Below are 23192 nucleotides of genomic sequence, written 5' to 3' on the forward strand. Positions count from 1 at the left end.
CGCATCTCCGCCACGATTCAAGGCGGCGGGCAGACCGGCCCGCTTTGCTGGGAGCTGTATCTGTACTGTTATATTTTTTCTTCACATTAAAACCTCCGTTACATCGTGATGGTCGGTTCTTCATGATCGTCGGGCTTATGCCCCATAGCGATCTTCTTTTCCCGGATCTTCCGCCAGAGTTTTTTGTCCACGGTCAGCCTCAAACCTCTGGGGTGGGGAGGCTGGCTCTGCTCCCGGAAGATGCCGGCCAGGTGATGGAGCAGCCGGGCGGCTGACTGCACAACGGGAAAAAGATCCCGGTGATCCATACGCTCCACAAAATACTGGGCGTACTGATCTCCCTGCTCCGCTGCTTTCTGGAACCACTGCCGAGCGGCCTTCCGATTCTCTGGAACATCCTTTCCCAGCAGGAAGAGCTTGCCAAGGGCATACTGGGCATATTGGTTTCCCTGCTCCGCGGACGCGGTCAGCCAGCGGACGGCCCCGTCTGCATCCTTGGGAACCGCATCTCCCTGGAGAAGCAATTTCCCAAGGCGATATTGAGCGTGCTGATCTCCACCCAGGGCCGCACGTTCCAGCCATCGGACAGCGGCGACGGGATCGTGGGGCAGTGTTGTCCCCGAGAGATACAACCTTCCCAACGTAAAAGCGGCGGAGCAACTTCCATGCTCCGCCGCCTTGGTCAGCAGCTCCACCGCCTGGGCCGTCTGTTCCGGCGGTGCTTTCGGATCTTCGAGGATGGCCCTCGCACGCCGGTATATCTGCTCCCATGAGTTGTGCGGTTCTCCGCTGTCATTAGAACGTTCATCCCAAACGGACTCTGGCCCCGGCTGGGGGCCGTCTGCTCCTTTCTGTTCTGGTAGTGTGTCCTCTGCCTGATCCTCCGGATGGAACACTTGCCGCAGTTCTCCCAGCCGTATTGCCTCCTGGATGACCATGTTTTTGATCCGCTTGAATTCCTTCTGCCGGGAGAGAGGCAGGCGTTCCGGCAGATCGTTTTTGTAGGTGCGCAGCACCTCCTCCCGCATCTCATACCACAGGTCGTAGGCTTTGGCCACACGGGGATCCCTGGCCAGCTCGTCCACGATCTCGTCCACCACGGCCTTCAGCGGCGCTTTCAGATAGCCGTATTGTTTTTTCCCGGAGAGGAACTGCAGGCGATCCGCCAGATGGGTCATAAGCTCCTCGATACGTGGATTGTCAACCGTTCCCTCCTCCATGCGGAGGAGCAACTCCCGCATCACCTCTTGGGCATCCCGGTTCAGCGTATCCCGTCGCTGGGTCTGCTGCTGATAAAGTTCGGTCAGGTCGTTCTGGAAGATTTCTTTGGCCAGACCGGACTTGATGTCCGTGATCCCCTGCTTGGTGAGGTAGCCGGACGTTCCATCCGCGCTGTAGCAGACCATGTGGACGTGAGGATGGTGGGACTCGTCGTGGAAGGCGGCATACCACCGGAACTGATCCCAGGGGATCTTCATGGCCTGGGCAATCTCCATGGCGTATCCAGTGAGCAGGCTTTTCCACCGCTCCGCGTCGTCGTAGCCCAGCCGGGCGGCGTCCTCTCGCCGCAGGGAGATGATTGGGAGCCACACATTGCCGGGGTGGTGTGCGATCTCCTCCGCCACCTTGGACAGGGGCGGCGACTCATCCGAGCCGGTGAAAAGGGCATGGGAGCCCGTGCGCTGGGCGCGGGGACGGCTGGCGATGTAACTGATGTAGTTTTCTTTTTTCGCCGCCGCATCGTAGTTGTCCTCCAGCGCCCGTGTGATGAAGTCTGCGGCGTTGCCCCGAGTGGGTGCGGCGGCGTAGTCCTCGTACTCGAAGGTTCCACGGCTGAGAGGAAAATCCCGGAGGAGCTGCTCCACCATCTGCTGCTGTTTTTTTGTAGCGGGCAGTTGGGCTTTGTCAACGGCGATTCGCTGAGCGCCCTCCCGAGTCGCCATGTATCGGACATAGTTGCTCAGATGGGCGGCAACTTTTTTCGAGCCGCCCCGAATGTAGGGACACTTGAAAACCAGACGAGGCACGCATATCACCGCCTTGTATCGAACAAAATAACCGCACGATTTTATTGACAATATCGTGCGGTTTCCGTATAATGAGAATAGCAGGAACCACACTATAACCGCTGGAGGTGTTTGAAATGATCGTGACAGCAACGGAGTTCAAATCCAATCTGGGAAAGTATCTGGACATGGTCGCCACGCAGGATGTGTATATCACGAAGAACGGGAAGAACATCGCCCGCCTGACCAGCCCCTCCAGCAATAAGCTGGCGGTGCTGGACGAGTTGGTGGGTATCGCATCTCGAGTGGATGCAGATGAGGACACGATCCGGAAGGAGCGTCTGGCGCGGCAATGAGGATCATGGTGGATACCAATGTGCTTTTGGACATCCTCCAGAAGCGTGAACCGTTTTTTTCGGATTCCTATCAAGCTCTGCGCAAGGCGATTGAGGCGGAGGCGGAGTGTCTGCTTTCCGCCTCCGCAGTGACCGACATTTTCTATGTGCTGCGGAAGGCGCTGCAGTCTCCACAGCAGGCGAAGGAGCGTGTGGAGCAGCTGGCCGCGCTGGTCACCTTTGCCGATGTGACCGGGATGGACATCCACACCGCGCTGTCACGGGAGATGCAGGACTTCGAGGATGCTGTGGTGGACGCGGTGGCAGAGCGGAATGAGGCCGACTGTATCCTGACCCGGAACACGAAGGATTTCGCAGGCTCCATTGTGCCAGCAGTCACACCCTCTGATTTTCTGAATAGCTGAAACACAAACGCCGCCGTCCTGCTTGGACGGCGGCATTTCAGTTCGCACCTTTTTGATAGTCGACGGCGTCCTCGAAGGAGATCCTGCCTCGGGTCTCCTTGACCTCGCGGACGCACCTCCCCCGGAGTTCCCGGAGATCCTCGTCCGTGAGCTCCATGCCCGCCGCCAGGATATTCATCATCATATCCATCTCCACAGCCAGTTTGAACAGCAGGCGGCAGATCCGATCCTCGCTGGCCTGCACGGTAGCGCGAATGGCGGAGAGCAGTACCGGCGGCAGGGCGGAGAAGGTATCCTGGGCGGTCAGGTGTTCACAGTAGAACTGGAGCGCTTTTTCCACGAATTCATTTTGACTTCTGCAGTTGGAGAGGGGCATAGCCGCAGCAATTTTCTGCTCCGTCTCCGGTGAGATCCGGGTGTGGATTCGTGTCTTTTCTTCTGTCATAGTCAAACCTCCAAAAATCTCGATTTCAAGGTGAAGGAGCCACATCTGAGCCAGCCAAAACGCCGGAACAACGGTGGATTCCGGCTGGATTGGAGCCGGAACAGGAGCCTTCTCCCCAAAAGTGGAGCCACAGCATATTTTGAAAACGTGCTGAAAAGTGGTGGCCTTTGCTTGAAAACCGTATCCCCGGCCCGCATTGCGGGACGGTGTGAAAGGCGGTGGAGCCACCGCTTTATCCAGCACCTTTTTCGTCCCCCCGGTTCACGTTGTTGTAGGCTCCATATCTCTCACTTCGCCGCAGGCGGCAAAGCTCGTTCCTTCCGCCGCACCGTCTCTCCACCCCTGAGCACTTCGCTGGGTCAGAGGGCGGTTTTGCGAAACAGCGGGCGCACGGCCTCAACACGCCTCTGCAGAGGGCGGGGAGGGGTACGGATGCCACCCCGCCATCAAAAGGGCGACACGGGGCGGCACAGGGGCAACAACGGGGAGAAACGCAGGAGCCGCCCATCGAGGGCGACTCCCACCAGCTACATCTGAGGCCCCTGTTCCATGGACGACTCCTCTGAGCACAGCTCCTGTCGGTAGTTATCCAGGGACATCCCGGCCTGCGATTGGCAGTAGCCCTCCATCTTCTCCCGGAGCTGTTCCCGATCCGAGGCGGTCAAGGGATAGGAAAACTCGAACTCGTTCCCGTCACCGCAGACAAGCACGACGGTCAGTGACTGCTCCGGCCCGCCCGTCTCCAGGTCATAGTTGGCGTAGACGTTGAGCCAGTCGCCATTGGAATCTGAGGTCACATTGGTCCCAAACACTGCGTCCGGGTCGAAGGTGACCGGCATGTAGAAGGACAGCGTTCCGTCGTACTCGGAGATGTCGCCTTCGAAGGAGACCTGCCGCAGATCCAACCGCTGGCTCCCGCCATCCAGCTTGGGCGGCGTCCCGGCCTCCTGCCGATACCGTTCCGCATAGAGATCGTTCAGCGTTTTCCTGTACTGTTTCTGGCAATGCTCCTCCAGCTCGGTCCTCAAAAGTTCCCGCTCCGACGGAGAAAGAACGTAGGTGAAAGACTTCTCCCATGCGCCGTCTTTTCGGTGCAGCGTGAGATCCAAGTGATCCCGCACCTCCTGCCGGGCCACATCGTAGCTGACGTAGATGTCGAGCCAGCTGCCGGTCTTGGCGCATTTTACCTCTGGACCGAACACCTCCATCTGCACCGTGTCGCTGGAGCAGTCCACCTGAAAATCCAGCAGCCGCCCCATACGGTTGGCTGGCTCTGTGAACAGAAGGTCTCCCGGCTGGAGGTCCCGCAGAGCCTTCAGAGGGACGCCGAGATCCCGGTCAGTCAGCTCTTTTCCCTCCAGCCGGGACACAAATTTCCGCCAACGCTCCTCCTGAGAGCTGTGCTCCTTGCGGAACGCTTGGTAGGCAGCGGTGCTTACATCCTGGAACCGATAGCTTTTCCAGCCGTCCAGAATGTGGACGGCTGAGAACACTTTTTTGTCAAAGTCCAGCTCGAATACGCCGGCGATACGCCCTGTGTTCTCCAGCCGCTCCTGTGTCAGCTCATTAAACCGCTCCAGAGAAATTTCATAACCTCCATAGATTTTTCGGGCAAAGGCGTCGGTGCCACCATCTCCCTCCTGCAGGCACTTACGCAGGAGCCGGGCCACATCCAGAAACTCTTTCGGATATTCGGTTGCCAGACAGCGGCTTTTCCCTCCATCCCATAGGCGGAATACAGAGAAAACTTTCCGTGCCTCGGCCTCTCGCAGTTCCTCCTGCCGCTCCTGTTTGATGCAGGACTCGATCTCCCGAACTTGGTCTGCTGGCACCATCTCCCGGTACAAATCTACCAGGTAGTCCTGCAGATACTTTTCGATGTTGGTGCCCTGCTCCTCCAGAGCCGCTTCCAGTGCATCCCAGCGGCGTTCGTCCAGCCACACCTCGGCAGAATAGGAATTGCCCATCACTCCACCTCCTCTGCCTGAATCGGCTCAGTCGTGCGGGCGAGTTTGCCAGACTTGGGACGGGCTGGCTCCTCGGAACTCTCCCGGCTTTCGATGTACTCCCTGGTCTGGGAAGGCACATATTTTTTATAGAGCCGCGCCATAAAATCATCTAACTCCGCCTCCAGAGAGGTGCCGCTCTTGCCCATGTAGAACTGGATTGCTCTGAGTTTTTCCTGTTCAACAGCCACTGAGATCGTTGCTTTTTTCATTTTGTCATCCTCCTGACGTCGGTAAATAATATCTTGGATTTGTCCGCTCCCCGTTGACACGCACCTCAAAGTGGAGGTGGGGCCCTGTGGACCGCCCGGTGGAACCGGAGAGAGAAATGATGTCTCCGGCCTCTACCGTCTGACCCACCTGGGCCAGCAGTTGTGAGTTGTGGCCATACAAGGTGGAGAGACCATTCCCGTGGTCGATCATCACATAGTAGCCGTAGCTGCTGCTGTACTGGGACACAGTGACGGTGCCGGGCAATGCGGCCCGGATGGGCGTGCCCGTAGGCACCGCCAGATCCATGCCGGTGTGTCCTCTGGTCTCGCCGGTAAACGGGTCGCTGCGGTAGCCGAACTCCGAGGTCACCACCGACTCCCAGCCAGCCCCGATGGGGGAGCAGAACCCGTCCACCCCAATAAACGGCACGTCCGCTCCTGGAAACCAGCCGCCGCTGGATCCGCTGGGGGAGCCGTAGACGATTAGGTTGTAGATGTTGTCAGCGTTTGCCTGGTGGCTTGGAGTGGCCGTGACTCCCGTCGCCTCGCCGATCCGCTCGTAGATTTGGGACAGGTCATCCACCAAGTGCGGGATCTGATAGGTCTCCTCGACTTCCACTTCGTTGCCCTCTTGGTCTGTGTCAATGACCGTCCGGACCCCTTCTGTGTAGGTCACAAAGCAGTCCACAAAAGATTGCAGTCCCACCTCGTCCGGCTGCTGGGCGCCGAAATACAGAACATAAAAAATGGCCTTGACCCGATTTGCGTCAAGGCTTTCCCCATCTTCCAGCAAGCTGTTGATCTCCTCCACCATGCTGTCCAGCGTGCTGAAACTCTCCCGCATCTCCAGCACATACTGCCGGTACTCCGGGGCGACTTCACTGGAGATGGTCCCGCCGCGGAAGCACAGCTCCACGGTGGAAACATTCTGCTGGGAGGTGGCGGAGAAGATAGAACAGATCAGGGCCACGATCACAATGATGGGGGAAAGGATGGCCACCAGTACCCAGCCGATCTTCTTCCGAGTTCTCTCGTCTGTCAGAGCAAGAATGGCCGCTTTGATCGCGGCAGCAACGCCGACGCTCATAGGCGCATGTCCCCCGTAGACGGCCCCATGTGTTCCAGAAAAATACTATCCATAAAGCTGAATCACTCCTTCCTGATAACACATTTACATATTGAGAAAAATATGTTATCATAGGGAGGAAAGTTCCTCCGGGGAGAGTTCCCCAACTACCCGGCATTCCGCCACGCCCCAGAGTTGGCCGTTGCGTTCCTCTGCGTTGAACTCCGCGGACCGCACTTTGACATTCAGGCTGTCCTGTTTATCGTACCAGCGCATAACGCCCCGTTCTTTCTCCTCCGGCATCCGGTTTCTGACCAGGGCGCCCCGGATATGGTCCTCGTAGTCCAGCAGCGTCCGGCCATCCCACTCCTCGCCCTCCTCGGACGTATCGCCCCACTCGTCCCGCGGGTAAAAGTCGGCGGTCAGGGGCAAATACAACTTGAGAAGAGTTGGCTCCGGCGGCTGGACGGAAAATCGATCCTCCCCGATGGCCACCCCCAACTCCCGGCCGTTGTCCCATTTCACGTGGAAGGTGCCCAGATCATCGATATGATCCAACGTCCCCATGGAACCTTCCGGGAGGGGATGGGGATCGTCCGCCATTTCAATCAATCGAATCCGGCTGCCCTTGGGATACTGCTCCCGCATGAACTCCAGCCACTCTCTCGGTACTTCTCGCACTTCACATTCCTCCCATCGTTATGTCCTCTTGGGGCGCTGTCTGTTTCAGCTCCTGCCGGATAGTCTCCGCTGCATCGGAAATGGCCGGGTCATCCCGGAAACTCTCCAGCCTGCGGTAGTCCTCAAAGAACTGCTGTTCTCCATCACAAAATCGAACCAGATCCACTGTGGCGATGCTATCCTTGGTGACGCCCAGCCTTTTCTCAGGCCGGTCGCTGTCTTGGTAGAGCTGTATCGCCCCATCCAGTGTCAAAGCCCTGTGGCTCTGCTCCTTCGAAGTGTTGCAGTCAGTCATCACGAACCAGGAATAGGTGTGAGGCTTGCTGGGGTCCGCAGCATCCCGCAGGGCCTGCTTTCCGGCCTCAGTGAGACCATAGTTGCAGGTGCGGCGGGGGTTCTCCTCGCCGGCAACATCCAGAAGAATGTCGTCTACCGCTTTTTTCACCGCTGGATCGTCTGTCAGGGTCTCGTACCGGAAGCCGGTGGTGTTTCGGTAGGGCAGTTCTTCTCGAATAGTCTGGAGATACCGCTGGGGATCACAAAATTCCTGCTGCTCGCCGCTGGCATAGGTCACTCGGCCCACCAGTTTCTCCTGTCTGGCCATCTCCTGCTGGCGTAGGTCGTAGCAATACAGATACCCTTGATAATCCCCTGGTCTTGGGGTACACCGCAGGCAAAATCGGTAACGTTCTGTCTCCGCAACAAACCCGTAGACGCGGTCGTTTTCTGAGATCTCACCTCCGTTGTGCCAGCAATAGGTGTTCATGGCTGCCAAGTTCTTCAGCGGACCGCTTTGCCGCATAGCATCCACAAATTCCTGCAGAGCTTCCTTGAACTCTGGGGTGTTGAATCGGTCTTCGTTGTGGGGCCACCAAGTGTGGTGGAATCCCTTCCCGCCGGAGCCGAAGTCCATGCGGAGGTGGCCCACAGTGCCCAGTACCTCGTCCCGCTCATCGTTGGAATAGAAAAGGCCCGCCTCCTCACGGGATGCAGGCCTTAAAGGGAACTTTTGATCTTTCATTTGCTTTCCTCACTTTTCTGATTGCTGCCTGCGGTGCGCTCACATGGACAGGGAGATGGAATCTGCCTTTGTCTGCTCAGAAGCTTCCGGCTGTGTCTCCCTTTGCGCCGGTGTTTCCTGCAGATCCTCCAGCTCTGCGGCCCAGCAACTCAGGCCGGTCACAGTGCCATCCAGATTCTGCATGATCTGCTGCCGGATAGCTGTGAATGTTTCCTGCCCGCTTGTCAAATTCAGCTCACCCTGTACTCTGCTGCTGTAAGATTCGAATCGTTCCAGCAGCTCGACGGCTTGATCCATGATTTGATAGATTTCACTCTGGCCGTCCTTGGCATCCTGCGATGGCTCGGCGGTTATGCGCTGGGGCGGGTCCTTCTGGTAGGCACCCCACCCGGCCTTTTGATAGTGAGAGCCCGGTTCCTCCATCATGCTGCGGAGGGAATACCAGACATTGCCGTAGTCGATACGCCCCTCCAGCACCGTCCCTTCCGCCTGGCTGCGGATATGCTGCACGATCTCAGCATAGGAATGGGGCTGGCCATCTGCCAGCAGCGCCTTGGCTGCCTCTATTTGAAATTCCTTCTTGCTTGTAATCTCATACTTCATCTTGTCTGCCTCCTTCTCGTTTTGTAACCACAACCAATACCACAACTCGCGGGGAAAGTCTACTGCAAACTACAGGGAAAAATCAGGTCATCTGCATCTCCATCTCTGGTTTCGGAGACTCCATGATCTGCTCCAGGTATTTGGGATCCACTACGACTTCTGATTCTTTCCTGCCGTTGAAAAAGGCAAGAATGTGTTCCTTTGAAATCTGAGCCTCATAGACGGTGCCCTCCTCACCAAAGCGGTGGGCAAACCACTCTGCCGTATCCCGGTCCAACGTCCAGGACAGTGCTTTGATGTTTTTGGCATTATAGGAAGTCACACCGCGGTAGACGGTCACAGGATCCTCCAGCGACTGATAAACTGCGTACTCCTCCTCGTCCATCAGAAGTTCCGGCGGGACAGAATGGAATAGAGCCAGCAGTTCTCTTTTGCTCACATTGCGGTCTTGGTTTGGGCACTCCTCCAAAATCCACGCATGAGCCAGCAATTGGCCCAGATCCTCCTGTGAGAGGACTGGGGCAGAAAATTTGAGAAAAGTCAGATAATAGGGCTTGTTAAGGAGGAAAAATACCTGACAGGCGTTTTTAGCACTGTCGATCTGTTTGCCCACCATCTCCTTCCATTTGGCATAGTCTTCTTTGTTGTTGAGCAAGTCGACCACAGTGATATTGCCATCCTCATTTTGAGCAGCGGTAACCCCGGTACTTGTAAACGGGTGGCTGACGATAGCTGGTGAAAATGAAGTTTCTGCGATTGGCATATCAAGGAGTACATGGGCGATCATCTTCACCTTGGGAAGATCGGTTTCCTTCCGCATCAGGAGAGTCCCCCCATCCCCATGGACTCATCCTGCTCTCGCTGGTATTGTTCCGCGGGCTCCTTCCGCATCAGCTCATCCAGTGACAAAGTTCCCTGATAGGCAATGTAGCCCCGCTCTGTGAAGATTCCCTGTTCTTGCTGGATGCGTTGCTGGCCGTACTTCTCATAGTCATAAAAGGCGTCCAGATTGCTGTCGTAGTCGAAATGGCCGGAGTCCTGGATCATATATCTGCCGTACTCACCTGGCGTATGGACATTGGGGACGAAATCGAACAGGTCCAGATTCTCCGCCAGGCGGCGAATCTCAGCGGCGCTCTCCGGATTTGCATAGGCCACCACAGCCTCCAATTTGGCTCGATCTGCCTGCGCCAGCTTTGAGAGGGCGGCGCACATGGCATTGAGATCAAAGATGCTTTCCTGCTCCAAGGGACAGGCCGTTTCAACAGCGGCAGGCAAGTTGTTGATTTGGATCTCCAATGTTGCGAAATCCTCACTCTCCATTCCATCCCGCCAGAGCATCCGCTCGATCTGGCGCTCTGATGTGGGCAGGTACAGCCAAACCGCCTCGCGGCTGTCGTCGCTGTCGTGGATGGACCTCAGTGAAACAGTCATCAGGCTCTCCTCATATAGATACTCCGGGAAGTTTCTTCCCTGATAGATCCGGCTGAGCTGCATCCCGTTGTCGTAGACGACGCCGTAGGGAGTGACGGTACCCTCATTTTCCGAGATCAGGAGCAGAGCGGTCTCCATACCATCCAGTTCCTCCAGCTCCTCCATGGAGACGCATCCGCCGTGGAGGTACATGTAGTGATCCCGGCCAATCTGCTCCAAGTCGGAAAAGTCCGTAATGACCGTGGCCTGCTGACAACAAAAGGTCAAATTGATGAGGTCGGTCATATCGGAGAGTCCCATTTTCGCTGCCATTCCTTGGAACTGAACCAGCTCCCCGTCAGAAAAACTGTCCAGCCGCTTGACCAAGTAGTCCAGCTCGTCCACATTGATTCTGTGCCCCTCCAGGCATTTCAGACTGGGAACGCAGCCTTCGATCTCCTCCACCATACAATCCTTTGCCCGCGGGTCTCCGATATCCAGCGCCTCCAGCATCTTGATCGTGTCGTTGTATTGATCCTGCGGGATGGGGAAGGGGATAGTGACCAGGCCATATTCCAAGTGATCAGCGTTATACAAAGCCGCTTTGATCCTCATGCTCCAACTCCTTTTCGTTCAGTTTTTTTACTCTGGTGCGCATACAGTCATCCTCGCCGCCCCAACAGAGGAAACCGTGGGCGGGATAGGGGCAGCCCTCGCAGCGGGAGAACTGTCGGCACACTGGTTTTTGTTCCGGCTCCGGGGCATAGCCGGGCGCATAGTTGATGTGGAGCAGCCATTTCTTCACACTACTCCACTTAGGAGGCGGTTGATTGACCACCCCGACATAACTGTTCAGATTTTTGGGGTCCACACGGAGCACCTCCTCCACTTGCTTTTTCTGCTCTGAAAACAAAAAAGCGGGGGCCGTATCTGCCTGATGGCACATGATACGGCCCCCGCCTTGTTCAGCGTAGGATCTATAAATTCATTTGTGGTTCCTGACTCTGGACCTGCTCCAACCGGCTCTGGAGATCCGGGACGGTGTACTCGATCTTTGTTCTGGCCTCCTGGATGGCTTTTTGCTGCTTGTAGTCCAGCTCCGGGCCTTCCTCTAAGAAGTGATCTGTAGCGCGGTACAGCTCCGTGAGCTCCTCCGGACTAAATAGCTGCGCTCTGGGGATCAGGCCGGAGCGGACAGCAAAGTCCTGCTTGGCGCTCTGGAAGTTATCTTCATAGTAGTGACCGTGGCTGACTCCAGTTCGGTCATAGTCCCAGATCCAGGTTACAAATTGATACCCCTGGCCATTTTCTCGCTCCTGGCCTGCCAGCACCGCGCCGCCGAAGTCTGCCAGCAGGCGGAAGTCCGCATGCAGGCCAGAGGCATGGAGCAGGGGGGCGTTTTGCATCGTTTCCACATAACTGTATACCTCGTCCGCATCCATGGCCACCTGATGGTACAATTCACTGGCCTCCTCGTTTTGACTACCGGCTGGCAGTAGGAAGACGTCGCTTGCCGGGGACACATAGAGAACCGGCTGGCTGTGGAGGAATACCTCCAGCCGCTTGTCCGCTATGACAGATGATTCGATTCCTCGCTCTTGCAAGCGGCGAGAAAGCTCCAAAAAATATTTTTCTCTCACATTGAACACCTCCAATCAAAAATAGCCAGGCTCCCATTAGAGTCCTGGCATAAATACAAGTTTATACGAATTTTTCACAAAAGAGATGCGAACCGTTTTGTACACATTGCTTGGATGTGAATGTCGCGTTTCTGTGGTTAAGTTCTGCTTCTTGCCGACCAAAAAGGGCGAGGGAGGATACCATCAAAGCAAAAATGAAGAGGGATGCGAACGAACTGGGGAACATTTTGGAAAACAGCTTAGAAACGCCTGAGCTACAGGCCCATAACTCCCTCAAAAAAGTTACAAAAAAGCCGTGAAATTCAACATTTCACGGCTTTTTGTGGCGGACTCGAAGGGATTCGAACCCTCGACCTCTCGGATGCGAAAAGTCATCTGAACATTTTTCACATTATTTATAACTATTTATAGCGGTTTCCGCTCCGTTTCGCTTTCTTTCCGCCACTCTTTAGAACTCAAATCTCCATGTGGTGCGCCGCTGTCTGTGGTGGATCCTGTGGTCAAAAACGCTCCCAGCCCTTTGCCGGAAACGATTTCTCAGCTTGGACAGGGAGCGTTTTTCATGCCTCTGACTGCCTGCATTGTAACTCAGAGGACAGGATTAAGCAAGTGATTTCTGCGTTGTCCACAGCTCAGGATTTACGGGGCAGTAAACAAAAGATGCCATTTCCCCCAAGTCGCTGACCGAATGGATTCCACGCCAGCATCCTCATGACGATCCATGCGCTCCATCCGAGATCCTCTCCCGCACGGTCTGAAGGAACCGCCCCGCCGCCTTGGAAAAAATCTGATATTTCTTCCAAACAATATAGCCCGGCGCCTCCAGGAGTGGGGAGAAGGGACGGAAGCACAGGCCGGTCCCCTCTGTGTGGATCAGCTTGTCAAAGCACAGAGCATAGCCCAGGCCCTCGTCTACCAGAAGAGAGGCGTTGAACACCAGGTTATAGGTCGCCACCACATTCAGTTCGGAGATCTCTCGCCCCATCCACTGGGACAGCTGTCGGTCATCCCCCTTCTGGTGGGAAATGATCAGCGGCAGCTCCCACAGATCCTCCGGGCACACGGCCGCCTTCTGGGCCAGCGGGGCGTCCCGGCGCATGAGCACGCCCCAGACATCCCCTGTAGGCAGGGCCAGCCACTCATATTTTTTCAGGTCGGGCTCCCGGAACAGCAGGCCAAAATCGATCAACCCCTTATCCAGATATTCCAACACATACTCCGCGTTGCCGCTGGAGATGTGGTAATGGATATCTGGATATTGTTTTTGCAGGTCCTTTGCGGCCTGGGCCAGCAAACGCACGCTGTCGGTCTCTCCGGCGCCGATCACCACGTCGCCCACGATGGTTTCGTCAGAACGGGTGATCTCTTCCTCCGCCTTTTGCACCAGAGAGAGGATCTCCTCCGCCCGGCGGCGAAGGATCATGCCCTCCTCGGTGAGGACGACCTTCCGGGAGCCTTTGGTCCCCCGGATCAGCAGCTGCTTCCCCAGCTCCTCTTCCATCCCCTTCAGCTGGGTGGACAGGGCGGGCTGGGAGATATGCAGGGACTCCGCCGCCGCGGAGATGCTCTGTTCTCGGGCCACAGTCAAAAAGTAGTGCAGGGTACGCAGTTCCACAGGCCATCCCTCCTTGGTGCCAGTATACCCCATCATTCCATAACCGTCAATTATGGAATTGTATCGCATATAAGTATTTGCCATTTCTGACTCTCCAACCTAAACTATGAGCAGAAGGAACAAGGAAAAACATACAGAAGTGAGGTCAGAAATATGGAACAGCAGTTGCTTAAGGATAAAGTCGCCGTTATCACCGGGGCCAGTTACGGCATGGGCCGCACGATGGCGGAACTATTCGCCGACGAGGGAGCCGCAGTGGTCATCACCGCCCGGCACCAGGAGAAGCTGGACGAGGTGGTGGACGGTATCCGGGCCAAGGGTGGTAAAGCGGTCGGCGTGGTGGCCGACGTGTGCTCCACCGAGGACACAAAGAAGGTTTTTGACACCGCCCTGAAGGAGTTCGGGGACGTGGACATCCTCATCAACAACGCCGGCATCGGGGAGCAGAAGATGATCGACGAGACAGATGACGACTGGATGATGTATGTGATGAACACCAACCTGGGCGGCCCCATGCGCTATATTCGGGAGGCGCTGAAGATCTTCCTGCCTAAGAACGACGGCGTGATCATCAACATCTCCTCTGTGAACGGCACCCGGCCCTTCTGCGGGGCCACCTACACCTCCACAAAGGGGGCGCTGAATACCCTGACCAAGAATGTGGCCATGCGGCTCATCGACACCAATATCCGCTGTAACGCCGTGGCCCCCGGCGCTACCGTTACCCCCGCTCACCTGGCGAACAAGGCAGGAGAACAGCCTGGCGGCGCGGAGATGCTGAAATACAGCGGCCACTTCGTCTACTTCCCCGGCCCGGAGTGTGACCCCATGGACCAAGCCTACGCCTGCCTGTATCTGGCAAGCAAGATGGGGAGAGCCGTCCGGGGCCAGGTCATCCAGGTGTGCAACGGCGCATTCCTGTAAAAATGGCCATGAAACAACCGGAGAGATCAGCAACGCCCCTGACGGCCCAGGCCCTGCTGGAGAATTTAGAGGACGCGGGTTGCGGTCCGGAAGTTACGGAGCGTTTCCTGGCGCTGGAGCGGTCCGGCCAATACCGGGAGCAGCTGCGCCTGCTGTCCGGCCATCGGCGGAAACTCTTGGACCGCCTACACCGGGAGGAGCGGAGGATTGACTGCCTGGACTATCTGGTCTATCAGTTGGAGAAGCCGCCGCGCCGGAGAATCCTGAACCCCATAGATATTGGAGGAGTTGCTATGACGATCATTCAGAATCAGACCTTTGACCAGGAGCGGGCCCTGTATGGCATGAAGGAACTGCTGGTGCGGGACTGTTCCTTTGACGGCCCCGCCGACGGGGAGAGCGCCTTTAAGGAGTGCAGCGGTATCCAGGTGGAGCACAGCTTTTTCAACCTGCGTTACCCCTTCTGGCACGACCACGGCCTTTCCATCAAGGACTGTGAGCTGACGGACAAGTGCCGGGCGGCCCTGTGGTACTCCGAACATATCACTATCGAGAACACCAAACTCCACGGCATCAAGGCCCTGCGGGAGTGCGCCGACGCGGTGGTGAAAAACTGTGATATTCTCTCCCCGGAATTTGGTTGGAACTCCCGCCAGGTGACTATGGAGGACTGCACTGCCCAGAGCGAGTATTTTATGATGCGGGGGACGGATCTGCACTTCCGCAATGCGAGCTTTAAGGGCAAGTACTCTTTTCAGTACATCGAGAACTCCGTCTTTGAAAACTGTTCCTTTGACACCAAGGACGCCTTCTGGCACGCCAAGAATGTTGTGGTACGGGACTGTGTGGTGAAGGGGGAGTATCTGGCCTGGTACTGCGAGAATGTGACCTTCGAGCGGTGCAAGATCATCGGAACTCAGCCCCTGTGCTACTGCAAGGGCCTAAAGCTCATCGACTGCGAGATGGTAGACTGCGACCTGGCCTTTGAGCGCAGCGAGGTGCAGGCCACTGTTACCACCCCGGTGGTGAGCGTCAAGAACCCCCTGGTCGGCAGTCACATCACCGTCCCCGCCATGGGAGAGATCATCCGGGACATCCCAGAGGCTGGCGGGGAGGTCATCGTGAGAGCCGGAGACAGGGCGGTCTGCGCGTGAGCGGGAGGCGGAAATGAAGTTGCATAAAACGCCATTCTTTCTTCTGCTGTGCTACCTGTTGACCCTGACAATGCTGTCCGGGTGCGGCAGTGGCCAGCAGGCTGCTGGACAATCTACCGACGGTTCAGAGTTCAGTTCCCCTGAACAGTCTGTGGAAGAAGTCCATCCAGAGGAAGATCTGGCACAGCCGGAAGTTCCCAATTCAGAAACGGATGATGATGGCGGAGAAGGTGCCGTTCCAACGGCGCCGCAGTCGCCCGGCACTTCTACGGTGCAAACGGATGAACCTGTCCAGCCGGAAGGCGAGGCAACAACTCCAGATGTGGAATTGCCGGTACCGGAAACACCCGGAGGGACTTCAGAGCCGCCGGAACCGGCGCCTGGAAATACGGCAGTGGACAATACCGGGAGTGAGGAGGAGAGCACAGAGATGAAGATGACCGTGCAGGTCGGCGAGAGCACCTTTACCGCCACCCTGGAGGACAACGCCGCTGTGGACGCGCTGGTGGAGATGATGGAACATGGGCCGGTGACGATCCAGATGAGCGACTATGCCGGCTTTGAAAAGGTGGGTGCCCTGGGAACCAGCCTGCCCACCAGCAACAGCCAGACCACCACCCAGGCGGGGGACATCGTGCTCTACCAGGGCAACCAGATCGTCATGTTCTACGGCTCCAACTCCTGGAGCTACACCCGCCTTGGAACGATCGACGACCTCACCAGCTGGACAGAGGCCCTGGGCAGCGGTGATGTGTCGGTCACGTTCTCTTTGGGAGGCTGAGCGATGCATATCCCTGCGCTCAGCGGCAGTCCTCCGGTTCAACAGCCTTTGTCGGCTGGGAGTCCGGCTCCCGGCCGGGATTTCTGGCATCGTCGTAAAGTTTCTGGATCTCAGGTGGCAGATGATCCGGCATCATGGCGCGAATCCGTCCCTCATTCCCATCTTGGATGGCCTGCTCATAGTACCAGCACTTGAAGTCGATCATGGCCAGCGTTTTCTCCAGCTGGCGGATTTGATTTTCCACCACCTGGCGCTGCTGTTGGAACAGCGCCCTCCGCTGGGGGTAGGTTTTGCTGCCCTCACAGCACCACTGCATGAACCGCTTGATGTCCTTGATCTCCAAACCGGACTGCTTCAGACACTCGATCACCCGGAGGGCTTCCAGTTCCGCTTCACCGAACCGGCGGATGCCGGAGGTACGTTCCAGGCCGGGGAACAGCCCCTCCTTATCGTAATAGCGGAGGGTGGAAATAGGGATATGGAACATCTCAGAAACCTGACCGATCGTAAACATTCTAAATCCTCCCAAAAAATACTTGACCTAAAGTCAGGTTTAGGTCTTATGATAGGATCATACCAGAAAAAATACTGCTCGTCAAACCATTGTGACAAGCCAAATGTTTCGTCAATCAATTAGGAGGAATTCATCCATGTTGAGACCAGCAGAACTTAATTTAACGCAGGAGTGGGACAAGACCTTTCCCAAGAGCGACCGCGTGGATCACAAGAAAGTCACCTTCATCAACCGCTACCATCGTGGTTCCCTATGACGGACACCAAGCGTCACTCAACACGGTCCGCCCCGGCCACGGCACAATCCGCACGGTACAATATGAGCCGGATAATGAGGCAGAGCTTACCCGCATTATTATGGTGGAACACCGCCACCAGACGGGGAAAATCAAAAAAGCTCCCAATCCAGGCCGCTCCCATCCGGTCAGATAGCAGGCCCCGCCCCCAACAGCGCCGCCCGTGGCGGCGCTGCATTAGCAAGTATGTCATTTGGTAGCACAAATGACCCTTGTTAGGGGGATACCCCCTAAAACCCCATACGAAATCGCGTCTCACCGTGAGACGCAAATCTCAAGGAGGTGATTATGCGAAAGCGAAACCGCCATGTGAGCGTGTGGATGAATGAGGCGGAATACCTGCATTTGAAGGCGGAGGCTAAAAAAGCGGGACTGGGTATAGATCCCTTTATCCGGCTCCTGGTATCCGGTGTCCAGCTCCGCCCTCGTCCGCCTGACAATATTGCCGCATTGATCCGGGAGCTCCACGCCATCGGCAACAATATCAATCAAATTGCTTATTGGGCCAACGCGCAAAAGAGCACCCAGGAGGAGGACCTGCGCCGGGCGGCAGCACTCGCCTATGAGGCAGCCCGTTTGGTGAAGGAGAATTTTTGAATGGCCTATGACAAAATCATCCCCATACGGCAGCGCATGGACAACTGCCTGGGCTATGTGCTCAATGAAGAAAAGAATAGTCTCGACCATGCCCTAACCTATGCGGAGAACCCCGATAAGGCCCACCAGCTTGTGACCGGCATTAACTGTCAGGCTGCCACTGCTTATTCAGAAATGCAGGTAACTAAACGCCGGTGGGACAAAACGGGAGGTATTCTGGGATATCACATCATCCACTCCTATGCTCCGGGCGAAGTCACACCGGAGGAGGCCCACGCCGCTGGTGTGGAATTTGCCCGCCGCCTGTTGGGAAATAGCTATGAGGCGGTGATCTCCACCCACCTTGACCGGGAACATCTGCACTGTCACATCGTATTCAACTCCGTCTCTTTTGTGGACGGCAGAAAATACCGCAGCGATTTTCAGAGTTATTTTGGGACCCTGCGGGAAACTTCCAACGCCGTCAGCCGGGACCGTGGACTATCCGTGATCGAGGTAACGACAGGACAGGGCAAGCACTATGCGGAGTGGGAGGCGGAGCGGACCGGCAAGGAGACGGTCCGCGGGCTGATCCGCCGGGACATCGACGCTGCTATTCGTGAGAGCTTTACCTTTGAGAGTTTTTTGGCTGCTTTACGGAGGCAAGGCTATTCCATCAAATATGGCCCCAATGTCAAGCATACTGCCATTTGTCCACCAGGAGGCCAGAGATTTTTCCGGCTGTCCGGCATGGGAGAACGATATACAGAGGCAGCTATCCGGGAACGACTGGCAGCCATTCGCCGCGGAGACCGAGAGGATCTTCCTGTGCAAATCATCGAGCCACCGAAACGCTATACCATCCGCCGGGGCTACCTTACTCAAATGCCCCGAAAAAAAGTGCGGGGGTTCCGGGCCTTGTATGTTTCCTATCTCTATCTTTTGAACATACGACGACCTAAGAGGAAACAAATCCCCTTTTCCATACGGGCGGAGGTTTCCAAACTACGGCGTTATCAGCGGCAATTCAGATTGTTGCAGGAATATCGCATTGATAACAGCGCACAGTTTTCCATGCTGACGGACGCCCTGCAAGCCCAAATCGACGGTCTGACCGAACAACGAAAAGAACGATACCAGGAGAAACGGGAAGGGCGAGAGGTCACGGCAGAAATTCAGTCCATCAATCAAGAACTGCGCCGGGTCAGGTCCAAACTCAAACTTTGTGAGCAAATCAAAGTGGATATGTCTCATATCCAAACGCAAATGGAGGAATACCAGACCAACATCCGGCGGGAACAGGAGGAGCGCCATCAAAGAAAAAGCCATGCTGCAACTGATAAGGGCCGACCTGATCGGCATTTTGACCCTGTTCGCTGATTACCGTCCACAACTTGACGCTGACAGCCTTGCGCTGGATATTCGGAAATTGGGACGGATGGAGGACAGGGATTATTTATTTCTTGCCCGCCGGGAGAAAAGCTACTTGTTCCCTATATCGGAAGTCTATCTGGCGGAAAGCTACGCATACCTCTGCTGGACTGCATACAGATTGTTTTCTGAACCCAAGGTAGACGCGCTGTATCTTCATATTTCCCATGTAATCAAAGGACGCCCCTTTGGTATCGTCACAGTGCTGGACTATAACACCTCAGCCCAGGATGTGGAGCAGTTTGCCGCAGGCACCCCAGGGGACGCAGCTGCCCATATCCGGCGGATCGCAAAGCACTACCACACTCACACGACCATCGGCAGTACATTGGACTTTATAGAAAATTTGAGAAAGGCAGGTGAACAACATGGATGTGAGCGGAGAAACCGCTGATCTGGTGGTAAAAGAAAGTATCCAGGCAACCGAAAGCGCCGTCAAGCTGGCCGGAACAGGGTTGAAGAATGTAGCGGCTCTGCTGCTGGCCCTCTCCAAAGAGGACTACAAGGTGGTGGGTAAAACCAGCTCCCGGCGGCTTGCCAGGGACCCATCTCCGGCCGAGGTGGTTCGGGTCAAACAAGAAGATATGGGGAAATTTCAGAAACTTGCCAGGGAGCTGGGTATCCTCTACTTCTTTGCCAGGAAGAAGGGCAGCCAAGGGGAATATGTAAATGTGGTGTCCACACAGAACTACGCCGCCCAGCTGAACGCCGCGCTGGAGGCTCTGGGTTATCCCATTCCCGCAAGGACCCAGGAGGAAACGCCAAAAAAAGCGAACCCCCGCGCTCCACAAGAGAAGTCCTTGAGAGAGCGCGGGATTGGCTCGACACCATCTCCGACGGAGGATGTTGAGCAGCAAAAACCTTCCGTCAAAAAGCGGCTGGAACGGCTGAAAGCCCTATCGGAGCAGACACGCACCGGGCCGGAAAAGGTTCGGGAAAGAACAAGATAACAGGAGGAATCACCAATGAATATCAGCGACCTTATCAAAAACAAATCCGTCCGTGACCAGGCGTGGCTGGAGGAACGCCGGGCTGAACGCGGCAACCTGTCAGAAATGCGAGATGTGGCACTTGAGGAAATCACCACCAACCCGGAGATGTACCAGAAATACCTGGACTTGCAGGCAAACAATATCAGTTGCAGCGCCGGAAATGTGGCGCTGACCCTGTTCCAGCTAAAAGGGGCCACCAAAATCGGGACCATCAGCTTTTGGCACGAACAGGGGCGCTATGTCCAGGACGAGGCCATGAAAAGCGGGGCCAAGGTATTCGTTCCTTCCCGGAACGGGCAGCGCCGGGGCTATCTTATGGGAGACTACTACGATGTGAGCCAGACTATCGGCAGACCCATCAAGGAACCGGTCCCTTTGATAGAGAACACTGCCAGAATGGAGACGGCCCTGGGGGCCCTGATGAATTATTCCCCGGTTCCCATTGTGGAGCAGGGAGGTATGCCGACGCCTGCCCGATATGATGAAACACATCTCTGCCTTGCCATTGATCCCAGCTACGGGGAGCTGGAGGTATTTTCGGCCCTGGCTACCGAAATCGGTTATGCCCAGGCCCACGACAAAGGCCGCAACATCGACTTCGACCGGGAGACCTACCGGGTAGACGCCGAGAGCGTCAGCTATATGCTTTGCCGTCGTTTTGGGGTTGACTGCAAGCCGCCCCAGGCCGCGGAGCTGGCCCAGCTCTATGAGGGCTATGAACCGTCTGACCGGGGCGAGGCCCTGGAACAGCTCCGCAAAACGACCCGCAATATGGGCGATGGCATTGACCGGGCCATTCAGCCCAGACAGCAGGAACGGAGCCGCAGACATTTGGGCGCACGATAAGGGGGCGTGTCCCCCTGGGGGAGAGTACGCCGCCGTTCCCCGTCCGTCAAGGCCGGCGATTGCTGGCGCAATCGCCGCGAGCCGCCCAGTTTGCGAACTGGACGGGCCTTGACAGACGGCGCCCGGCGCCGTTTTCAGTTACCAAGGGGACCACACCCCAAAAGCCGTCCAAGGACGGCTTTTGCTATTCTGGGGGCTGGTGCGCTCCCATCCGTGGAATTGCGTCTCACCGTGAGACGCAATTCCACTACCCAATACAAAACTGGAGGTTTAAGCCAATGAAGAAACGGAAACAGGGCCTCTTTTTATCTGCCATCTTGATCTTGACGCTGGCCGCCTGTCCCACCGCCGCTCTGGCCGCTGAACCGGAAGAAGGCACAGAACCGGCCCAGACGCCGCCGGTGGTGGAAACAGTTCCCCCCGCCCCATCTGCGGTCTATCCGGCGGAAGTCAATGCCTATGAGGAAAACGGAGCCTACTATCTGGAAAAGGTATATTACCTTTCCAGAGAAGATGATCCTTCCACCATTCCAACCGGAGACTTTGACAGGGAAGGGCGGACATATACCCTTCTGGATATTCTGAAAAACGATCAGACGGAGACAGATACAAAGGAGCATATCGAGGTTATCACGCGGGACATGGACACCAAGGATATGGCCGAGATTATCCAACTTCTGGAGCCAGAGCTGGAAATCACCACCGAGGACGGCTATACCGGCGTTCTGGTCCCGGATTATACCAGCATCCAGGTGGAGGCGGCAGGGTACAAGACCAGCAGCCGCACCGTCTCCGCCACCCGTACCTATCCCAATTTATCCAACGCCGATGTATCGCTGATCCCCAAAACGGTGGAGGACGGCGGACGGACATTAACGCTGGCCGACGTGCAGTGGCAGGAGGCGGCAACCGACCAGATGGATGGTTACGACCTGGCAATCCGTTATAATGCTACTGCTACTTATACCGGCACTGCTACCAGCAAATATGCCACCGGCTACACCGTAACCGCCGACTACAAAGGAGAGATCACCCGGACGAACTGTGATACGGTAATCTACACTGCCGTATTTGCGTCTCACGGTGAGACGCAAAATACAGAGCTCACGGAGGCAGGAACCGAGGCAGAATCCAAGGCCAGTTTTGACGCGCGGCTGGTCCTGATCCCGCTGGGTGCTGTGTTCCTGGGCGGGGCCGGATATGGCGGCTGGCGGCTGATGAAATACCTGCGCGACAAGAAACGGGGGTATGTAAAATGAAGAAAACGCTATATTCCATGTGTGCTGCCTTCTGTTTGGCGGCAGTTCTCACTATACCGGCATCCGCGCTGCAATACACAGTCGGAGCGCCGGATGATTACCTGTTTGGACGGCCCACCTCTGATGATACGATCTATGTCACCACGGATGAACCGGCAAACACGGACCGCAGCAAATCCGCGGCGCGTATCCCGCCTGCTTTTGGCAGCCCTACTTCATACACATTGAACGCCGGTGAACTGTTGACGCCCAATCTGGTCAATCAGAACAGCACGACCGGGACGGTGGCTGGTGGCGGCGTAACCGTCATGCCGCCTAATTTCAGTCCCAATACCGGCGGTTCCAGCATCGGGGGCAGCATTTCTACGGGCTACACGGAGGTTACGGACGACCTCTATTATTCCGGCGGTCATTTGGGTACGCTGAAGATCCCTGCTATTGGCCTGACCGTTAAGGTCTACCAGGGAACCGGCAGCAGCACTCTTGCAAAAGGCGCGGGACATTTCTCCGACACCAGCATTTGGGATGGAAATGTTTGCATTGCTGGTCACAACCGGGGTGTCCGGGACGACTTCGGTGACCTGCATACCCTGGAGCCGGGCGATACTGTTACCTGGACTACCAAGCTGGGCATGCGGACTTATGAGGTTGTCAGCGTTGAGAAGGTATTGGAAACGGATACCAGTGATACGGCGGCTACCAGTGACAACCGGATCACCCTTTATACCTGTGTCCGGGATCAGCGTGCCTACCGTTGGATGGTTCAAGCTGTGGAAATTTGAGAGAAAGAATATGTATGAAGCAACTACTTTGCCTGCTCCTGGCCCTGATGCTCACTCTAGGGATGCTGCCCATTGGCACTCTATAAGGTAGACGAAACGTAGAGCCTGTTTTTTGTGAGATACACGATACGTTGATTGAAATTTATTTGGAGGTTGTTATACTTATAAAC

26 protein-coding genes and 1 pseudogene are annotated in these 23192 nt (G+C 56.2%); 13 read left to right on the forward strand and 14 right to left on the reverse strand.

The window, feature by feature from the left end:
* Nucleotides 1-98: 98 nt before the first annotated feature.
* Nucleotides 99-2027, reverse strand: a complete 1929-nt coding sequence (gene mobP3 / locus B5G34_RS11660; RefSeq protein ID WP_087337524.1) for a MobP3 family relaxase — start codon at nt 2025-2027, stop codon at nt 99-101.
* Nucleotides 2028-2143: 116 nt separating this feature from the next.
* Here mobP3 and B5G34_RS11665 point away from each other — a divergent pair, with 116 nt between their 5' ends.
* A complete protein-coding gene (locus B5G34_RS11665) occupies nt 2144-2362 on the forward strand; it encodes a type II toxin-antitoxin system prevent-host-death family antitoxin (RefSeq protein ID WP_087289505.1) in 219 nt (72 codons plus the stop codon).
* Nucleotides 2359-2766: a PIN domain-containing protein gene (locus tag B5G34_RS11670; RefSeq protein WP_087289504.1), complete on the forward strand. Its 408-nt coding sequence runs from the start codon at nt 2359-2361 to the stop codon at nt 2764-2766. The genes B5G34_RS11665 and B5G34_RS11670 overlap by 4 nt, the downstream gene beginning before the upstream one ends.
* Before the next feature lie 37 nt (nt 2767-2803).
* Here the strand turns inward: B5G34_RS11670 and B5G34_RS11675 are convergent, their stop codons facing one another.
* From B5G34_RS11675 to B5G34_RS11730, 12 genes are all read right to left on the reverse strand, one after another.
* Nucleotides 2804-3211: a hypothetical protein gene (locus B5G34_RS11675; protein ID WP_087337527.1), complete on the reverse strand. Its 408-nt coding sequence runs from the start codon at nt 3209-3211 to the stop codon at nt 2804-2806.
* Between the two features lie 527 nt (nt 3212-3738).
* Nucleotides 3739-5178 carry a hypothetical protein gene (locus B5G34_RS11680; RefSeq protein WP_087337530.1) on the reverse strand — a complete coding sequence of 480 codons (1440 nt, stop codon included), beginning with the start codon at nt 5176-5178 and terminating at the stop codon, nt 3739-3741.
* A complete protein-coding gene (locus B5G34_RS11685; protein ID WP_087289501.1) occupies nt 5178-5429 on the reverse strand; it encodes a DUF6103 family protein in 252 nt (83 codons plus the stop codon). The genes B5G34_RS11680 and B5G34_RS11685 overlap by 1 nt, the downstream gene beginning before the upstream one ends.
* 4 nt (nt 5430-5433) lie before the next feature.
* Nucleotides 5434-6516 carry a M23 family metallopeptidase gene (locus B5G34_RS11690; protein ID WP_087337533.1) on the reverse strand — a complete coding sequence of 361 codons (1083 nt, stop codon included), beginning with the start codon at nt 6514-6516 and terminating at the stop codon, nt 5434-5436.
* Between the two features lie 108 nt (nt 6517-6624).
* Nucleotides 6625-7176, reverse strand: coding sequence for a DUF4314 domain-containing protein (locus tag B5G34_RS11695; RefSeq protein WP_087337536.1), 552 nt, complete (start codon nt 7174-7176; stop codon nt 6625-6627).
* A gap of 1 nt (nt 7177) precedes the next feature.
* Nucleotides 7178-8197, reverse strand: coding sequence for a hypothetical protein (locus B5G34_RS11700; RefSeq protein WP_087337539.1), 1020 nt, complete (start codon nt 8195-8197; stop codon nt 7178-7180).
* Nucleotides 8198-8236: 39 nt separating this feature from the next.
* A complete protein-coding gene (locus B5G34_RS11705; protein WP_087337542.1) occupies nt 8237-8800 on the reverse strand; it encodes a hypothetical protein in 564 nt (187 codons plus the stop codon).
* Nucleotides 8801-8882: 82 nt separating this feature from the next.
* Nucleotides 8883-9620 carry a hypothetical protein gene (locus tag B5G34_RS11710; protein ID WP_087337545.1) on the reverse strand — a complete coding sequence of 246 codons (738 nt, stop codon included), beginning with the start codon at nt 9618-9620 and terminating at the stop codon, nt 8883-8885.
* Nucleotides 9620-10828: an antirestriction protein ArdA gene (locus B5G34_RS11715; protein ID WP_087337548.1), complete on the reverse strand. Its 1209-nt coding sequence runs from the start codon at nt 10826-10828 to the stop codon at nt 9620-9622. Before B5G34_RS11715 ends, B5G34_RS11710 begins: the two co-directional genes overlap by 1 nt.
* Entirely contained in the window at nt 10803-11084 is a 282-nt protein-coding gene (locus tag B5G34_RS11720) for a hypothetical protein (protein ID WP_140397245.1), read from the reverse strand. The genes B5G34_RS11715 and B5G34_RS11720 overlap by 26 nt, the downstream gene beginning before the upstream one ends.
* A 106-nt stretch (nt 11085-11190) precedes the next feature.
* On the reverse strand, nt 11191-11817 hold the full coding sequence (locus B5G34_RS11725; protein WP_242957008.1) for a hypothetical protein: 627 nt from the start codon (nt 11815-11817) through the stop codon (nt 11191-11193).
* A gap of 745 nt (nt 11818-12562) precedes the next feature.
* Nucleotides 12563-13468, reverse strand: a complete 906-nt coding sequence (locus B5G34_RS11730; RefSeq protein WP_087337557.1) for a LysR family transcriptional regulator — start codon at nt 13466-13468, stop codon at nt 12563-12565.
* 153 nt (nt 13469-13621) lie between these two features.
* Between B5G34_RS11730 and B5G34_RS11735 the strand changes: the two genes are divergently transcribed.
* From B5G34_RS11735 to B5G34_RS11745, 3 genes are all read left to right on the forward strand, one after another.
* Nucleotides 13622-14392, forward strand: a complete 771-nt coding sequence (locus tag B5G34_RS11735) for an SDR family NAD(P)-dependent oxidoreductase (protein ID WP_087337559.1) — start codon at nt 13622-13624, stop codon at nt 14390-14392.
* Nucleotides 14393-14400: 8 nt separating this feature from the next.
* Nucleotides 14401-15546: a DUF3737 family protein gene (locus B5G34_RS11740; RefSeq protein WP_343286569.1), complete on the forward strand. Its 1146-nt coding sequence runs from the start codon at nt 14401-14403 to the stop codon at nt 15544-15546.
* 430 nt (nt 15547-15976) lie between these two features.
* Nucleotides 15977-16327 carry a cyclophilin-like fold protein gene (locus B5G34_RS11745; protein ID WP_162609477.1) on the forward strand — a complete coding sequence of 117 codons (351 nt, stop codon included), beginning with the start codon at nt 15977-15979 and terminating at the stop codon, nt 16325-16327.
* Between the two features lie 19 nt (nt 16328-16346).
* On the opposite strand, the gene B5G34_RS11750 is transcribed toward B5G34_RS11745, so the two are convergent.
* Nucleotides 16347-16841 carry a MerR family transcriptional regulator gene (locus B5G34_RS11750; RefSeq protein ID WP_087337565.1) on the reverse strand — a complete coding sequence of 165 codons (495 nt, stop codon included), beginning with the start codon at nt 16839-16841 and terminating at the stop codon, nt 16347-16349.
* A 139-nt stretch (nt 16842-16980) separates the two neighbouring features.
* Here B5G34_RS11750 and B5G34_RS19175 point away from each other — a divergent pair.
* The 8 genes and pseudogenes from B5G34_RS19175 to B5G34_RS11790 form a co-directional block, all read left to right on the forward strand.
* A pseudogene (locus tag B5G34_RS19175) lies at nt 16981-17079 on the forward strand (alpha/beta hydrolase); the annotation flags it as partial.
* A gap of 345 nt (nt 17080-17424) precedes the next feature.
* Nucleotides 17425-17733 (forward strand): plasmid mobilization relaxosome protein MobC, encoded by a 309-nt coding sequence (gene mobC, locus B5G34_RS11760; protein ID WP_087337571.1) that lies wholly within the window; start codon nt 17425-17427, stop codon nt 17731-17733.
* Nucleotides 17734-19092, forward strand: a complete 1359-nt coding sequence (locus tag B5G34_RS11765) for a relaxase/mobilization nuclease domain-containing protein (RefSeq protein WP_087337574.1) — start codon at nt 17734-17736, stop codon at nt 19090-19092.
* Nucleotides 19040-19537, forward strand: a complete 498-nt coding sequence (locus tag B5G34_RS11770; RefSeq protein WP_087337577.1) for a hypothetical protein — start codon at nt 19040-19042, stop codon at nt 19535-19537. Before B5G34_RS11765 ends, B5G34_RS11770 begins: the two co-directional genes overlap by 53 nt.
* Nucleotides 19512-20093: a PcfB family protein gene (locus tag B5G34_RS11775; RefSeq protein ID WP_087337581.1), complete on the forward strand. Its 582-nt coding sequence runs from the start codon at nt 19512-19514 to the stop codon at nt 20091-20093. Before B5G34_RS11770 ends, B5G34_RS11775 begins: the two co-directional genes overlap by 26 nt.
* Nucleotides 20094-20108: 15 nt before the next feature.
* Nucleotides 20109-20981, forward strand: coding sequence for a hypothetical protein (locus B5G34_RS11780; RefSeq protein ID WP_087337583.1), 873 nt, complete (start codon nt 20109-20111; stop codon nt 20979-20981).
* Between the two features lie 278 nt (nt 20982-21259).
* Nucleotides 21260-22240: a hypothetical protein gene (locus B5G34_RS11785; RefSeq protein WP_087337586.1), complete on the forward strand. Its 981-nt coding sequence runs from the start codon at nt 21260-21262 to the stop codon at nt 22238-22240.
* Nucleotides 22237-23022 carry a class D sortase gene (locus B5G34_RS11790; RefSeq protein WP_087337589.1) on the forward strand — a complete coding sequence of 262 codons (786 nt, stop codon included), beginning with the start codon at nt 22237-22239 and terminating at the stop codon, nt 23020-23022. The genes B5G34_RS11785 and B5G34_RS11790 overlap by 4 nt, the downstream gene beginning before the upstream one ends.
* Nucleotides 23023-23192: the final 170 nt, after the last annotated feature.

Source organism: Flavonifractor sp. An82 (assembly GCF_002159265.1).
Lineage (GTDB): Bacteria > Bacillota > Clostridia > Oscillospirales > Oscillospiraceae > Flavonifractor.